This is a genomic window from Cupriavidus sp. 8B (assembly GCF_054589115.1).
This window is the reverse complement of sequence record NZ_BAAILO010000204.1, coordinates 1-13,415: the sequence shown is the minus strand read 5'-3', so window position 1 is coordinate 13,415 and position 13,415 is coordinate 1. Positions and strand designations below refer to the sequence as shown.

General features: G+C 63.1%; 17 protein-coding genes. 8 read left to right on the top strand and 9 right to left on the bottom strand.

Going from position 1 to position 13,415, the window contains the following annotated elements; genetic code table 11:
- The first annotated feature begins 314 nt into the window (after positions 1-314).
- Positions 315-1,484 (top strand): integrase domain-containing protein, encoded by a 1,170-nt coding sequence (locus ACYP5B_RS20150; protein WP_459570908.1) that lies wholly within the window; start codon positions 315-317, stop codon positions 1,482-1,484.
- A 169-nt stretch (positions 1,485-1,653) separates the two neighbouring features.
- Here the strand turns inward: ACYP5B_RS20150 and ACYP5B_RS20145 are convergent, their stop codons facing one another.
- The 9 genes from ACYP5B_RS20145 to ACYP5B_RS20105 form a co-directional block, all read right to left on the bottom strand.
- Positions 1,654-1,809, bottom strand: a complete 156-nt coding sequence (locus ACYP5B_RS20145) for a hypothetical protein (protein ID WP_276286859.1) — start codon at positions 1,807-1,809, stop codon at positions 1,654-1,656.
- Between the two features lie 13 nt (positions 1,810-1,822).
- A complete protein-coding gene (locus tag ACYP5B_RS20140; RefSeq protein ID WP_459570907.1) occupies positions 1,823-2,752 on the bottom strand; it encodes a DNA/RNA non-specific endonuclease in 930 nt (309 codons plus the stop codon).
- A gap of 51 nt (positions 2,753-2,803) precedes the next feature.
- Complete coding sequence (locus ACYP5B_RS20135; protein ID WP_276286857.1) at positions 2,804-3,415, bottom strand: hypothetical protein; 612 nt, start codon at positions 3,413-3,415, stop codon at positions 2,804-2,806.
- A gap of 185 nt (positions 3,416-3,600) precedes the next feature.
- Positions 3,601-3,924 carry a hypothetical protein gene (locus ACYP5B_RS20130; RefSeq protein WP_035869527.1) on the bottom strand — a complete coding sequence of 108 codons (324 nt, stop codon included), beginning with the start codon at positions 3,922-3,924 and terminating at the stop codon, positions 3,601-3,603.
- A 92-nt stretch (positions 3,925-4,016) separates the two neighbouring features.
- Positions 4,017-4,415: a DNA translocase FtsK gene (locus ACYP5B_RS20125; RefSeq protein WP_276286855.1), complete on the bottom strand. Its 399-nt coding sequence runs from the start codon at positions 4,413-4,415 to the stop codon at positions 4,017-4,019.
- The gene (locus ACYP5B_RS20120) at positions 4,412-5,404 is read right to left on the bottom strand and encodes a hypothetical protein (RefSeq protein ID WP_276286854.1); all 993 of its coding nucleotides are present in this window, start codon (positions 5,402-5,404) and stop codon (positions 4,412-4,414) included. Before ACYP5B_RS20120 ends, ACYP5B_RS20125 begins: the two co-directional genes overlap by 4 nt.
- A gap of 80 nt (positions 5,405-5,484) precedes the next feature.
- Positions 5,485-6,726 (bottom strand): DUF1173 family protein, encoded by a 1,242-nt coding sequence (locus ACYP5B_RS20115; RefSeq protein WP_459570906.1) that lies wholly within the window; start codon positions 6,724-6,726, stop codon positions 5,485-5,487.
- Between the two features lie 21 nt (positions 6,727-6,747).
- Positions 6,748-8,208 (bottom strand): 3'-5' exonuclease, encoded by a 1,461-nt coding sequence (locus ACYP5B_RS20110; RefSeq protein ID WP_459570905.1) that lies wholly within the window; start codon positions 8,206-8,208, stop codon positions 6,748-6,750.
- Positions 8,209-8,210: 2 nt separating this feature from the next.
- The gene (locus tag ACYP5B_RS20105; RefSeq protein ID WP_459570904.1) at positions 8,211-8,654 is read right to left on the bottom strand and encodes a hypothetical protein; all 444 of its coding nucleotides are present in this window, start codon (positions 8,652-8,654) and stop codon (positions 8,211-8,213) included.
- 213 nt (positions 8,655-8,867) lie between these two features.
- On the opposite strand from ACYP5B_RS20105, the gene ACYP5B_RS20100 reads away from it, so the two are divergent.
- The 7 genes from ACYP5B_RS20100 (at position 8,868) to ACYP5B_RS20070 (ending at position 13,316) form a co-directional block, all read left to right on the top strand.
- Positions 8,868-9,350 carry a hypothetical protein gene (locus ACYP5B_RS20100; protein ID WP_459570903.1) on the top strand — a complete coding sequence of 161 codons (483 nt, stop codon included), beginning with the start codon at positions 8,868-8,870 and terminating at the stop codon, positions 9,348-9,350.
- A gap of 365 nt (positions 9,351-9,715) precedes the next feature.
- Positions 9,716-10,174 carry a hypothetical protein gene (locus tag ACYP5B_RS20095; RefSeq protein ID WP_276286850.1) on the top strand — a complete coding sequence of 153 codons (459 nt, stop codon included), beginning with the start codon at positions 9,716-9,718 and terminating at the stop codon, positions 10,172-10,174.
- 83 nt (positions 10,175-10,257) lie between these two features.
- Positions 10,258-10,461 (top strand): hypothetical protein, encoded by a 204-nt coding sequence (locus tag ACYP5B_RS20090; protein ID WP_276286849.1) that lies wholly within the window; start codon positions 10,258-10,260, stop codon positions 10,459-10,461.
- Between the two features lie 130 nt (positions 10,462-10,591).
- On the top strand, positions 10,592-11,074 hold the full coding sequence (locus tag ACYP5B_RS20085; RefSeq protein ID WP_459570902.1) for a hypothetical protein: 483 nt from the start codon (positions 10,592-10,594) through the stop codon (positions 11,072-11,074).
- A 76-nt stretch (positions 11,075-11,150) separates the two neighbouring features.
- Positions 11,151-11,567, top strand: a complete 417-nt coding sequence (locus tag ACYP5B_RS20080) for a hypothetical protein (protein WP_035875356.1) — start codon at positions 11,151-11,153, stop codon at positions 11,565-11,567.
- Positions 11,568-11,668: 101 nt separating this feature from the next.
- Positions 11,669-12,460, top strand: a complete 792-nt coding sequence (locus tag ACYP5B_RS20075) for a hypothetical protein (protein WP_459570901.1) — start codon at positions 11,669-11,671, stop codon at positions 12,458-12,460.
- 91 nt (positions 12,461-12,551) lie between these two features.
- The gene (locus ACYP5B_RS20070; protein ID WP_459570900.1) at positions 12,552-13,316 is read left to right on the top strand and encodes a hypothetical protein; all 765 of its coding nucleotides are present in this window, start codon (positions 12,552-12,554) and stop codon (positions 13,314-13,316) included.
- The last annotated feature ends 99 nt before the right edge of the window (positions 13,317-13,415 follow it).

The window sequence follows — 13,415 nt, the reverse complement described above, 5'->3', positions numbered from 1 at the left end:
TGCTGGCATCAGGACGATGCACCGGGTGGATGGCCGCGCAGCGGCACGCAAGGCGAACGCCGGCGTGTTCGCATAGCGGACAGTCAGGACGCATCGCTTCCATGCTCAGGGCTGATCGGTTGGCATCGCTAAAGGACAGGAAGAAGTGGACTCCGGCAAGGTGGCCGGTTAGCTGGACGTGGTAGTCCGGCGCACCAAGAGGTGAGTGCCGTTCGGGGCTGCAACTCACTGAGCAGAGCAAGTCGCCGCTGGGCGCGCTGCAGGGAGTTCGCGATGGCGAAGGGCACCTGCGGTTGGAGAGAAGACAGACAACGATGAGCAAGGGTATCAACCTGCGCGCGGTCCTGGCCGCATACAACCTCCCCGAGAGTCTGAAATCGGCGTTCGCGGTGCTAGCTGCGGCGCACCTGCATTCGCCGCACAGTACAACCCGAGTCAGTGGTCGGTCGCTGTCGCAAATGTCGCAACGTCAGCGCGCGCAAGCGCTGCTGAAGATGTTTGTGGACCTTCGCGAGGGCGGCTTCGCCCTCACAACGCCGTATAACCTCAGACAGAAGCACATTCAGTGGCTGGTGCGTTACTGGGTCCTGGAGCAGAAGCTGAACGTCGGAACGGTGGAACTGCGGCTGACACACTTGCGGGCTCTCACCTCCTGGATGGGTAAGACCAACATGGTTGGATCGCTCGACGACTACGTGGAACGGCCGGCAGACTACAAGCGGAGCTATATCGCGCGCGAGGATCGTTCGTGGGCGGGAAACGGGGTGGACGCCGTGGCGAAGATCGCGGAAATTGCCACGACCGATATGCACGTGGCGCTGCAACTCAAGCTGGAAGCGGCGTTTGGATTGCGTGCGAAGGAAAGCTGGCGCTTGCGGCCGATCCAGGACGTGCTTCCATCCGGGCATCTCCACGTCGTGGATGGGACCAAAGGGGGAAGGTCACGCAATGTGAGCCTTGAATTCACTTGGCAGTACGATCTGCTGATCGAGGTCGCCGAGCTGGCGGCGGAGACGAACCCGAAGTACGGGACGTTGATACCGCGGACGTACACGCAAGATCAGTGGCGGCGGCACTTCTATAGTGTGCTGGAGAAGCACGGGGTCACGAAGAATGGATGCGGCGTGACTGCCCACGGATTGCGGCATCAGTACTTCCACCAGATGTACGAGCGGACGGCTGGCCAGGCGGCGGCCATCAAGGGCGGCGGGAAGGTGATAGATCGAGCGCGGCACGAGGAGGCAATGCGCAAGATCGTCGCGGCGGCTGGCCACAGCCGGCAGACGAAGGCCAACGCGTATCTGTCGACCTATTCAGTCCAGGCGGCGGGGTCGCGCCCGGTCGTTACACCGGAAATGGCCGCTCAGGCGGTGGCGGATGCCGGTGGGGTTAAGGCCAAGGCTGCGCAGGCGTTGGGGATCACGCGACAGGCGCTGTACCGGCTGCTGGCAAGGCTGCCGGTCATCAAAGAGACCGAGGAGTGAAACGTGGCGGAATTCCAGCAGTATGAGGCCTGGGTGCTGGAATGCCCTTCGAAAGACGCAAGAAACATGCGTCTTTCCGCCAATAGGGTGGACTCATGTGCTCGGGGTCCCCTTGTGTACCCGCTTGTTGCGCCGCGAGCCGGTCCTGAGGCGAGCCCCCTGCCGGGGATCAACGTAGGAAGGCAGGCAGGTACGGTGAGTCGTCCCAGTGTCCCGTCGCGCCCCACCAGCAAAAGAACAGGATGAGGGCGATGACGAAAATGACGCCAGATCGGGCCTCTTCGTCGGTGCGGAAGGTATGGATGATCTGCTTGAGGCGTTCCATGTCGTTCTCCTAATTAGTAGCGGGCGAAGACGGCCCGAATGAAGGGCAGGGCACCGGACCGGAGGACAGGATGCCGAGCGTCCTGGCCCTCAGGTGCATCGGGCAGCGCCGACCGGTCAACAGCAAGGGATGTGAGCGTGGTGAGGCTGACCTTGCGGCCCGCCTTCTCGCCCGGATGCGGCGTCGGTGCAAGCAGCGTCATCGGCGTCTCCCGGTATGCCCTGTCGAGGCGCGGGAAAGGATCGACGCCGGCGAGGTTGGCCAGTTCGGCGATGCTCACGACCGCGTACCACGGGGTCGCGTCGTTTCGTGCCACATAGGCGGCAGCGCCGACGCCGGGCACGTAGACTGCCTTCCACAGATAAGTGGGGATGGCGACTCGGTCGTTCAGGCGTGACGGCTGCGCGGGATCGAACGCCGGGCCGGTCACGACGAATGCCTGGCCGTAGTCGCGCACCATGCGGCGGGTTGACGTTTCGATGTGACTCCACAGCCTCCGATTGCTGACCGAGGACTGCGGCACGACGTTGGCGAGACTGAAGCTCTCGGCTTGCGAGGCCTGGTCGGGGAAGTCGGCCGATGGCGCGAGGTGGCCCCGATCAAGGCCGGTGGCGCGCCGGTAATCGGACAGGTGTGCACGGTCGGCTGCCGGAATCGAAGTTTCCTCGTAGAAGTCGCTGTCTCGCGGCACGGTGCGAGCCGCCAGAACGGCCTGGGCCGTGAGGTTCTCGGCAGACCATAGGGCGGTGCGGGTGGCGGCGGACGTCTGCACGGCATATCCACGGAAGCATAGGAATTGCGTGCGGCTAGGCGCGGCGGTGGTTGCGACGTGCGGCTGGCCGTTGGTGCCGAAGATGTGCGGACAATCCGTTGGGCCTTTGGCGTAGGCGACGGTGCTGACGGTTGCGGCGATGGCCGCGGCGAGGATCAGAGGCTTGAGCATCTTTGTTGTTCGGAGACGATGTGCCTCTATCTTGCCAATGCTGGCAAGAAGTCAAGCAGCCGGCTTCTTCCTCCCGAGCGGTGATGCAAGCGTGTCCGCATACTCATCTGTGCAGTCGAGCACACGAGCCAGAAATTCCTCCAGGATGAGCGTGCCGCCGGATACTTCTTCCGAGACCGTCGCGGTCAGCGCGTCGATGGGTTCGATATGGATCCAAGGTCGGCCATCGATCTGGATCACCCTGGCACGGCGCATGAGTTTCCGGTAGCGGCAGGCATCCTTGAGTAGGGTCTCCGCCGGTATCAGCTCCTGCAGCATGGGCTCGGGCTGCAGCAGCTTGGTGGCCAAGGCGGCGAAGAGTGGCCCGCGCTCGGTCCAATTGTCTTCGTTGCGAGCGATCAGCGCGAGCACCGTGCCCAGGTCAGAAGTGCTCAGTTCCTTGCGGATGATGGCGGAGAGTTCGTGCTGCTCGGTGGGGCGGGGACGCACGCGGGTGTTCCAGATGCCGCGCAGGACGGTAAAGGCCTGGTCGCGGCTGGCGTCAAGGGATTGTGGTGGAGTGGTGATGCCGCAGCCGGTGCAAGCGATAACCGCCTCGAAGCGGTTGGCGATGAATCGAGGCTGGCTGTCGCAGTGGGCGCAGTTGAGTAAGTCGTCTGACATTGTTTGGGCGGGATCACGGGAATCTGGCGAAGCATTATGCCAAGATCCGCGACCCCCCGGCCCGACGCGGTCAGGCGCTCAGCGGTCGAAGCTGGAGGTACTGCTCGGTCTTCGCGAGCAAGTCGGCGATGGCGTGTTGCATGGATTGGGGCGAGGGTAGGGAGATCGGCGTGCCGGGTGCGGCGTCAGTCATGATTGTCGGCAGCCACCTGCGCATCCTCAAGTCGCGCCGGATAGATCCCGTCGATGCCCTGGACGGCGCGCTCGAGCGCGTTGACGTGGTCCTGAAGATGGGCGGTTTCGTCGCCAACCATGCGCTGGAACGGGGTAATCGCCTCGCGCATCGTATCGGCTGCTTTGCCGGCGGTATGGCCTATTTCCCAGAACTCGGTCAGCCATGAACCATCGGGGGGCCTGGGCCCGCCCTGGCGGCCCACTGCAATGGCACCGCGGATTGCCAGCACGGTGTCGGGTTGGGGGAATTCTGCGTCGTGGTTTGTTTCGTTCATCGGGGAGAAATTTGGTGCTTCAGTACATAGATTGCGATTGGGCCGATCAGTTCGATTGTTCCGCTGAGGTCCGGGTCTCCGCTCCTGGCGGGTCATTCATCCGTTGGGCGGGGCTCCCTGCCACGCTGCACGTAGTCCAGTAGAGCATGCTTGAGACCGATCTGTCGCACGGCCTGCGCGTCGAGGGTGCCGCGCTCGCAGCTCAAGAGGATGTCGGTGACGAATCCATGCAACGCCTTCAGCTCGCTCGCGAGTGGTTCGGGCGCATACATATATAGGCCACCTGGCATGGTCCGCACGAACGTGGTTTCGCGAACCATGCGGGCCAGCAAATCGCGCGCGGGCTCGTAGCCGATCCTCAGATAGCGCTGCACGAGCGAAATCGAGGCCGCGCGGTGGGTGTGGACCAGACGGATTGCTTCGGCGTAGGCGGCGTCGAATGCCTCGGGAGTCGTAAGGTGCAGGTCGCGTAGTACGACGGTGCCGGTCATGCTTGTTGTTCGCTCGGATGGGTAGTTGGGTGGCCTGGCTCCCGTGGGGACGAGGTGGAACGGATGTAGCGCACCAGCATCGCGGCGCACCCAGCGTATCGCGCTGCTAGCGCGCCGTGGGTTCCTGCCAGTTGCATCTGGCGCGCGTCTTCCGAAAAGATCTCGGCGCAGCGCATGTCAACCTCGCGCGCTATGTCCGATAGCGCCCTGCCGCGCCCCTGCCGTCGAGGGGCCGCCGCGGGGTACGGTCGCGGCATCCAGTGCGTTGCGGCCGCGGCCACCTCAGTACGCGCGTCACCGCCTTCCGGGCTGGTCGCGGCCGGCGTCGGGTATAGGTCGTCGGCCTTGATGTCGAAGAACTGCTCGCCGGCGAAGTCCGCGCCCTCGGTGTAGACCAACACACGCTCGCCTGTGTCGTACGGCGGTAGGCAGTCGTTGACGCTGACCCATCCCGCTCCGGTTAGCGCCTGGTCGGCCGGTGCGGCTTGCAGCGGCGCGGTGCCTTCTGGAACGACGGTCTGGAACGTGTTGGAATCCCGCTCGCCGCCCGGGATCTCGTTGGACAGCCAGCGCAGATAGTCCCGGCGGTTTTCCTGTCTGTAGTAGCCAATGCCGACCACTTCGTCGTACACCTTGCGGGCGTCGGCGAGCAGCGCCTTCTGGCGGTTCGTGGTGAGTGTGCCGAAACCATGATCCAGGCAGGTCGCGATGCTGGCCAGCAAGGCGACGTCTGGCTCCGCACGGTGCACGGCGCTCTCGGGCGCTGCAATCGTGGCACCGGCGAAGCATCGCTTGGCGTCCTGGAAGCCGTTGGTATAGGCGGTCGTGGCCGCGCGGCGAATGACAGCCTCGCCGGAGGCGGTGTGGTGGGGCAGGCTGTAGTAGAGCGCAAGCGCGTCCTGCGTCTGTTTCGCGGTCAGCGGGCCAAGCGGAAAGGGATTGGCGTCTGTCAGGGCGCCTGAATCAGTAAGGGGGGAATGGGAAGACATGCTCACTAGTAGAAGGAGACGGTGGGCGCTGGGCGGCCAGCGGGTTGGGACTTGACCAGCCTAGCGTCCGACAGCGGAAGTCAAGTCGCGGCGGTGGTGGTCTTGGACTGACGTCGCGCTGCAGGCGGCAGCTTGAGCTGCTCCAGCGCCTGTATGCTCGGCGTCCATTCAACGAGCGGAATGCCTGCCTGCTGGTAGTGGGCGCGCTTCTCCGCCACGCGTCGGTCATATTCCGGGTCGCCGGCGAGACCAAGCACCTCGATCACGGTTGGCGGCGCGGTGTCGGTGAGCCGGAAATCAGGGTGCACCGGCGCGCGATCGACGTGTCGAAGCGGCTTCTCGAAGGCACGGCCTTCGGCGATCAGGCGGTCGGCCATCGCCGCCTCGTAGGACGAATCGCACGGAATAAAGGTCGGGTTCGCCAGCATGGCAGCTATGTCCATTACGTTTAGATAGTCCTGGCGTGACTTCTCGAAGGCCAACACAGCCACACAGCGCAAGTCCTCCCGGTCGACGCCGGTCAGCGCCATTGCGTACTTTCGCTGGAACTGCTCATACAGATCGCTCGATAGGTAGTACCAGTGGTTTGCCTGCCGAAGCTTTAGCTTGTGGCCGTGCGGACTCGGCTTCAGTTCGGCCACCTCACCGATGATCAGGCCACGCTGGTAGGCGTCCTTGCCAGCCCTGGCGCGATTGTGGAAGGCATCGAGTGCCTCACTCAGCTCGGCCCTACGCGACTCGTCCCAACGCTCCATCACGTGCAACACCTCGCTGCCGGGCCGCCCATTGATCCTGCACTCGGCGAGTTCGGCCACGAGGCGCGACCAGCAGGCATTCCAGCCGCGCCGGCCATAGCCTGGCCAGACGTGCAAGCCTGCGGACTGCCACGCATACTGCAGGAACGCCAGCAGGGGAGCGGCACGGCGCTGGCTGCGCGATGTGGACGCAGGCGGCTGGCGCCTGCTGGTGCTGGGCTGCGCGCCAGCGGCGACCTTCAAGGAGACGTCGAGCCGCACGTCATGGACGCCGCCGGCGGACTGGAAGGCGTCGTGATCGGTCGGCGCCCCGCTTCCGCGCGAGGTTCGGTCGTGGAATGGACAGCCGTCCCGGTGCGGGCGCGGGTCATCCGGCCAGCGAGCGAGGATGAAGATCTTGCCGTGGCGGCGGATTACCAGCTTCGGACGCGGCGAGGCCATGCTGCAACCGCATTCCGCGTAGCCCAGATGGGTCTTGGCGCGGTCCAGCGCGCGGGCATAGTCGGCGGGGGCCTCCAGTACCTGCTCCAGATTGTGCTCTTCACTGCCGATTCGAACCGTAATCATCCGTTTTGCTCCTATATATAGTCAGACGCCAGCGTCGCGGAATACCGCCTGCAGGCTTCGGTCGATCGCGGAAATATCCAGCGTGCCCTGCGCCCGGGTCATGGCGACGTAGAGCAAGCGCTTCTCGTCCGTGGGAAGCGTCTCTCGGCCGTCGTCCTCGCGTCGGAAGCGGAAGTCGTCTGCCAGCGTCACGATGGGCCACTCCAGTCCCTTCGCCTTGTGCACGGTAGACACCACGTAGTCGGCGGCTTCCTCGGGGGCGATTGCGGCCAGCAACTGGCGCAAGTAGGTTGGCCCCTGCTCGTCAATGAGTTTCACCAAGGGCTGCAGGTCCCGGCCGGCGAACGATTCCGCGTACTCCTGCACGTCCGGCCAGTTTTCGAAGAGGGACAGGGCGGCCGGATAGTGGGTACGCTGGCCGGCGAGCAAGCGCTCGGCGCCGTCGATGAAAGCGACAAGCTCTTCCTTCTTGGTGCGGGCAGCGACCTTGTGGCCGCGCTGGAGCCCTTCGGCCACCTTGGCGAGCAACGTCGTGTTCTTGCGGCAGAGAATCGCGTTTGGCCGGATCTCGCCGGGGGCGGCGTGCCGTACGACTCGCGAGGCGATGGCTGCCTGGCTGCGCACGGGGACTTCCTCGTCCATCAGGCGCAGCATGCGGCTCGCCAGGCTGGCAATGGCCGGCCCGAAGCGGAACGACTCGGTAAGGCCCCTCTCGGGAGCTTTGATGTGGTCCATCGCATTGACGGCGCCGCGCCACTCGTAGATCTGCTGGTACGGATCACCCACGTAGACGACCTGTGACGACTGGGCGCGCAGCACCGAAAGCATCAGGCCGTCGGCGTCCTGCGCTTCATCGAACAGGATGAAGTCCGCCGGAATCCGGGGGCGGCTCAACTGCCATGCTTTGACGTACACCGCATGGCTGATCGATGCCACCCCGTTCGGATCCGTGCTTTCGCGCCAGAGGGTCTGGACGTGCGGCAGCAGTTCGTCGCGCAGCGCGTCAGCTAACTCCTCGTCGATGAGAGGATCGACCGAGATGTGCCACGCCTGCGGCTCGGCCTGTGCGGAGGAGCAGAAGCGCGCCATGCCGTCCATGACCATGCGGCCAAGCTTGGCGGTGGTGAATTCGACGGTCTTGCCGATAGTGGTCGGCAGGCGCAACGGCCCGATGCCATAGCGGATCGCCAGGTTGTGGCTCGGCTCAACCGGGTACCTAAGCTTGCGGGTAATGTCGGGCGAGGTCGAACCGAAAGCTAGAGAGTGCACGGTGCGGCAGCGCGTGTTCGATGGAAACTTGCGCTGCGCTTCCTGTGCAATGTCCTTGTTGAAGGCTAAATAGAGGCACCGCGAACGCGGGCGTGCCTCGGATGCCATCCGCAGGAAGGTGGTCTTGCCCGCGCCGGCGTAAGCCTTGACCTTGACGGGGCCGCCAGCGGTGACCGCCGCCACGGCCTCCTGCTGCTCTTCGGTGGGGCGCATGTTTAGACCGCCAGCCGTTCTTGCACTGGCAGGGCGCCGCGTGCCATACGCGCAGCGGCGTATTGCGCCTCGCAGGCGGCAACGCGGCGTGCCTGGTTGCCGCTCTCCACGTCGACCAGCCATGCGAAGTAGGTCGAGGTGGTCGGGCGGCGCCATGCCGCCCACTTGGCGCGGATCTCGGCGCGCACGGCATCGGCCTGGGCGAAATAGGTCTTGCGGGCATCGCGCCAGCAGCGGGCGTTGAGGGCGCGCATTCTGTGCTCGAACGAATCCGCCCTGACCGTGCGGCGCGCAATCTCTTCGTCCACCGTATGCTGTTCCGCGGCAATGTGCTCGCCGAAGAGCGGGTAGCGCTCGCGCTCGCGTGCCTGCTTGCGGGCAAAGGCGGCCTGGCGGCGAGCATTGAAGTCGATGGCGTTGTGGCGTTCGTAGCGGGTGAAGCGCATGGTCTGGATCGGATGAGTACTCTATTAATCCAGCATACGGGTCCCTGCGCAAAGTCAAGGTGACGGCCGGGCCCATTGCGGCAGACAATATTGTCGGCGTGATTCCGGGCGAACGAGCCGGCGAATGACGTATCATTTTGCGTGTCTTATGCCGGATCGCCGGCCAGCCACCCCTCCCGACGACCAGACAACGACAAGACACACTGACAGGCCATGAAGGAAATCTACGTTGGCACCCGGCCCCGCGATGAGCGGGCATTCGCCGCTCCCGGCGAGCCGTACTTCCGTGAGCTGGCCACCATCGACGCGCTGGCCTATCGACGGATGCTGGATCGGGTGTTCTGGCATCCCCCGGCCGATCTCTTGCGCTTCGAAGTGCAGGCAACGCCATCGGACAAAGGAAGCGAATACTCGGTCGTTGCGTACATGCAGGGTGCGGGCATGCACTGGTTCGATGCCGATGCGATCCCTGGTCGTTGGGACACCATTGCCACGTTTGAGCTTTCGTGGTCTGTCTCGCAGCTACACGCTGCGCATCACGGCCTGGACCCAGCCGGCTTTGAACAGCCCGGGGGCAAGCCGGGGCAGGAGCGCATGCCGGACTACGCTGCCATGCAGGACCCAGCCGAGACGGCGCGCTATCGGGCGAGCGTCGTGAACCGCTTGCGTAAAGCTGGCGTGCCCTCGGAAACGTAGGGCTTTATCGACGGCACGCTTTGCGGTATCCTGCGGGCTACTCCAGCGTCTCCGACGCATCGACCTTTGCCGAGTTTCATCGGCAGCATTGCTTCTCTGCCATAGAGGCTTGTCCTTGATGGGCAGGCTCCATCCTCTAGGTGCTGTCCCATGTTCAGGCTGGCTTGACCTTTCAGATACAAGCGACCCATCTTTTTCCCGTCTAGCGGTACGTTGATCTTCGGCGTTCCTCGTCGTTGGTCTAACCGCCATTAAGCACTCCATCGATTCCGCCGGCGCATCGCGTTGACGGAAACTCACGCCTTTTTCCACCCTTCGGGATACACATCCCGCAAGGGGGTGTTCCCAATCTTTGGAGCACCACCATGCAAGCACTTTCCCAACAAACCATTCTGAATGCACGAGTCGCAGCCGACCAGGCCGCCATTCATGCCGAATCGCGTAGCGCAGCAAAGGAGATCGTCAGGCGCTTCCTGCTGTCCAAGCGCGAGCTTGAACGTCAGCCCGTGAGCGCAGTGGTCTTGCGCAAGAGCTTCCTCTTCGGGGACTCGAATCGTATGTGTGCCACGAGCATCGAGAACATGCGTTGTTCGTTCGAGGCACTCGCTCAGTTCGCAGGCGCTAGCGGCCTTGCGGATCTGGCGATCGCGATTGAACGCCTGGATGTGACCTTGCCGTACTCACACCTGTCGCGGCAACTTCCTGGCCTTCGTATGTTGTTCAACAAGGGCTGGTGCGAGTTCCGCTTTGACGCGGAAGAGGGCGAGAAGCTGCTCGCCTTTGTCAGTGATCACGGCGCTACCTTCCGGTTCGATCACTGCTGACCATTGGTCATTTCACTGCATCCTTTCCACCCTATGGGGCCACGTCCCCATGGGGCATGGCTCCAACTTCATTCCGAGCCATCATGTCTAGTCTCAAGACCCGTGAAACGGCCCTCGCCACTGCTGCGTTGGTCGTCCTGCTATTTGCTGCCCTGTTCTTCATCGTCACGACGGAAAATATCTCCCTGCTAACGCTGCAACTTGCCTCGTGCCTGACTATCGCGATGTCGATTATCGGCGCCTGGACCCTCGCGTCTTTCAACCAGCTCGCCGGTCCGCGGGGCTAAGGCCGCGTTAGCGCGCCGGATCCGCCTTCTACTCCTGTCGTGCGATCCCTTGGGCTCGCACGGCCTACCACTTATCCCTGCGGGAATCGGCCCGAGGGGCGTTTCCCGGTATGTTTGCTGAGGAAATTAGATGTACATCTCCCGTTCCAACAAGATCGAGGTCGGTCCTACCCCCTACGATGAGGAGTGTGCCCAGGTCGGCCAGGATGACTATCGTGAGCGCTCGCAAGTCGAGTGCGCGGTCTACATCCGGCAGCTAAACCGCATCTTTGGCACCCACGATGCCTGCGTGCTGTCGTTTGTTCGCCAAGGCTTCTCCCATGATTTCGGGCGGTACTACGAGGTCGTGGCCTGCATGAACCGCCGCGGCGAGCGGATCTTTGACGAAGGCAAGTTGCCGGCGCAATGGGACCACATCGCGCGAGCGGAGCTGACTTGGTCTCTACTGAGCCGCCGCTACAGGCAGGAATGCTGGGATGGCCGACGAGACGAACTGGATATTCCAGCGCTCTATCTCGGTGCAGTACCGGACTTTCCCGACCATCCGGTCGCGAACTGGCTGGCACTCGGCTTCGTACCGATGCCCGACGTTCTTGCACTCCCGCACCACTGAGCCGAACTGCTTCTTTTCTCTCCCCGGGGGCTATCCCTCGCGGACGGACTCCCTTTCACCCCTATCAGGGAACCATATGTCCACTTCCACCCTTACCCATATCGACAGCACCGTTGGCCAATCGGGCAGCACGGTCAAGTTTATCGACGCCACACCGACGTGGGCCGGTATCCTGCCGTCTATTCTCCATTTGCTCGAGGCCGGCAAGCCGAAAGGCATCGAGACCGCGCGAAGAGAGTTGGGCCGGATGGCGCAGGCCGCGGACCGTTCTAATGAGCGCGCGAGGTCTTCGGGGTATCTCACCGTCCAGGATCGCGTCGGCCACGCCTATATCGAGGCCATGCCAGATGACGGCAGTGAGCGGGTGCGTCGCGCCTTTGCCGCTGTCGTGGAAGAGTTGCGGCGATATGGCCTGCAAACTGCGAATGACGATCGCGCGGAGGCGCTGATCGGTGCCATCGCCCGCTACGTGCGGGACTGCGAGCAGGCCTGACCTAGCTCATGTATTGACCAGCCGCACTTGCGGCAAAGTACCTCAACCCAGCCGGGAGACTTCCCGGTGGGGGGGTCTCCGGCAAATTCTTGCGAGAGACCATGTACAAAGAAATCATCGAGCGCTTTATCCAGGCTCAGAAGGACGCGCGTGCAGCCTATGCCGCAGCGGCAGCCTTTGAGCGAGAACAACTCCCAGGCCTTGAGTCTTACCAGTACGGCGTATCGGTGCCTAATATCATCGACACGCTGAAGGAGCTTCGCAAGTTCTGCTACAACCTCGCTGGCCTGGTCGTGAATCGCGCTCGCAGGGAGTTTTCGCCTCAGGGCGCTCGCCTGGAGCTCAGTGACGAGGAAGAGCGAGAGCACGCCGGCATCGATATTGCCGACGCGATTGACCGTGGCGCCGTTCCGGATCTTGATACCTTGTGGGCTTCGCTTTCGTCACGCTATGGAGCGGGTGGAGGCTTGGAACTTGCGTACCGGCAGGCGGCGCAATGCCTGATCAGGTCCTTCGGTCTCTCGCGGCGCCAGGAAGTGCAGCGCACTGCGTCTGCCGTCATCCTACGCAAGTCGGTGCACTCGGAGGGCGTCTACGGTCGCACCGGTGTCCGCAAAATCGGCTTCTCCGGCGGCCGGCAAACGGCCGTGCACTGCCTTGCTGCCCTTGAGACGTTCGCCGCAAAGGCGGGCGCCGCCGACCTGGCCATGCGCCTCGACCGCTTCGACCTCTCAGGCCTGGAGTTCACATACCGACAAAAGGAGAGGTTCCCCGGCATGGACCTTGTCTTCTACAAGGACTATTGGGAATTCAAGCTCTCGCACGACCTGGCCGACCAACTGATGCTCTTCATCGGCGAGTACGGTGCCAGCTTCATGGACGAGCGCGACTAGTCGCACGGGCAACACCGCATCACCCTTCTCAACAACACCTAAGCCTTGGGGCACGCGCCTCAAGGGCCGTGCTCCGCTAACTGGAGCATCGATGTACCAACATATTGTCCGGGCCTTCAAGGCCGCGCAGCACAGCAGTCGCACCGCATATCAACAGGTCCTCATGATGGAGGATCGCGTGTTCGGGAATGATGAGTGCACCGCAGTTAAGATGCCTCTTCCGCACGACGACCACAAGGCGCTGTTCGCACTGTACCGCCGCCTGGTCACCAAGATCGTTGCCAAGGCGAGCGATTGCTTTGGGCCACCCGATGTGGCACTGGCGATCGACGAGACCAGCGTCCTCATGGATGGCGAACACAATATCTGGCAAATGATCGAGTCCGGTGCCGAACCCGACCTGGACAATTTCTGGCGTCTGCTTGAAGCGAAGTATGGCCCGCAAGGCCAGAAGATTGCCTACGGGCAGGCGGTAGCGATACTGGAGCGCGCGTTTGGTCTGGACGAGAATTTCCTGATAAAGCGAACCGCCACACAGGTGATTCTCCGCACGAAGATGGAGTCCTGCGAAGCGAAATTGGCTGGGCGGGAGCGCACCCTTTGCGACTGGTCTGAAAAGCCTGCCCGCGAGGTAATGGAGGCCATGATCGCGTTTGCCACATGGGCCGACTATGCGCCATTGGCCGCATGTCTCAGGCAATTCCCATTGTCTGAGACGTTTGTCACGCCGCAGCGCCGCACCTTCCCCCACCTCGACATCATTAAGTACAACGCCCACCGGGAATTCCGCGTCTCGCACGATGCTTGGGACCACCTGTGGCGATTTGTCGACCAATTCACAGCCGTCGAAGGCTGACAGCCTTCTCTCAGCCATTCATCCATGCCCCGCTTAGTCGGGGCTTTTCTATTATTCGGAGGGCATCATGTCTCATTGGTATGAGCCGTTGCGCACGCT

Coding starts and splice junctions, on each gene's coding strand:
- ACYP5B_RS20150 (WP_459570908.1), top strand. CDS start 315: ATGAGCAAGGGTATCAACCTGCGCGCGGTCCTGGCCGCATACAACCTC.
- ACYP5B_RS20145 (WP_276286859.1), bottom strand. CDS start 1,809: ATGGAACGCCTCAAGCAGATCATCCATACCTTCCGCACCGACGAAGAG.
- ACYP5B_RS20140 (WP_459570907.1), bottom strand. CDS start 2,752: ATGCTCAAGCCTCTGATCCTCGCCGCGGCCATCGCCGCAACCGTCAGC.
- ACYP5B_RS20135 (WP_276286857.1), bottom strand. CDS start 3,415: ATGTCAGACGACTTACTCAACTGCGCCCACTGCGACAGCCAGCCTCGA.
- ACYP5B_RS20130 (WP_035869527.1), bottom strand. CDS start 3,924: ATGAACGAAACAAACCACGACGCAGAATTCCCCCAACCCGACACCGTG.
- ACYP5B_RS20125 (WP_276286855.1), bottom strand. CDS start 4,415: ATGACCGGCACCGTCGTACTACGCGACCTGCACCTTACGACTCCCGAG.
- ACYP5B_RS20120 (WP_276286854.1), bottom strand. CDS start 5,404: ATGTCTTCCCATTCCCCCCTTACTGATTCAGGCGCCCTGACAGACGCC.
- ACYP5B_RS20115 (WP_459570906.1), bottom strand. CDS start 6,726: ATGATTACGGTTCGAATCGGCAGTGAAGAGCACAATCTGGAGCAGGTA.
- ACYP5B_RS20110 (WP_459570905.1), bottom strand. CDS start 8,208: ATGCGCCCCACCGAAGAGCAGCAGGAGGCCGTGGCGGCGGTCACCGCT.
- ACYP5B_RS20105 (WP_459570904.1), bottom strand. CDS start 8,654: ATGCGCTTCACCCGCTACGAACGCCACAACGCCATCGACTTCAATGCT.
- ACYP5B_RS20100 (WP_459570903.1), top strand. CDS start 8,868: ATGAAGGAAATCTACGTTGGCACCCGGCCCCGCGATGAGCGGGCATTC.
- ACYP5B_RS20095 (WP_276286850.1), top strand. CDS start 9,716: ATGCAAGCACTTTCCCAACAAACCATTCTGAATGCACGAGTCGCAGCC.
- ACYP5B_RS20090 (WP_276286849.1), top strand. CDS start 10,258: ATGTCTAGTCTCAAGACCCGTGAAACGGCCCTCGCCACTGCTGCGTTG.
- ACYP5B_RS20085 (WP_459570902.1), top strand. CDS start 10,592: ATGTACATCTCCCGTTCCAACAAGATCGAGGTCGGTCCTACCCCCTAC.
- ACYP5B_RS20080 (WP_035875356.1), top strand. CDS start 11,151: ATGTCCACTTCCACCCTTACCCATATCGACAGCACCGTTGGCCAATCG.
- ACYP5B_RS20075 (WP_459570901.1), top strand. CDS start 11,669: ATGTACAAAGAAATCATCGAGCGCTTTATCCAGGCTCAGAAGGACGCG.
- ACYP5B_RS20070 (WP_459570900.1), top strand. CDS start 12,552: ATGTACCAACATATTGTCCGGGCCTTCAAGGCCGCGCAGCACAGCAGT.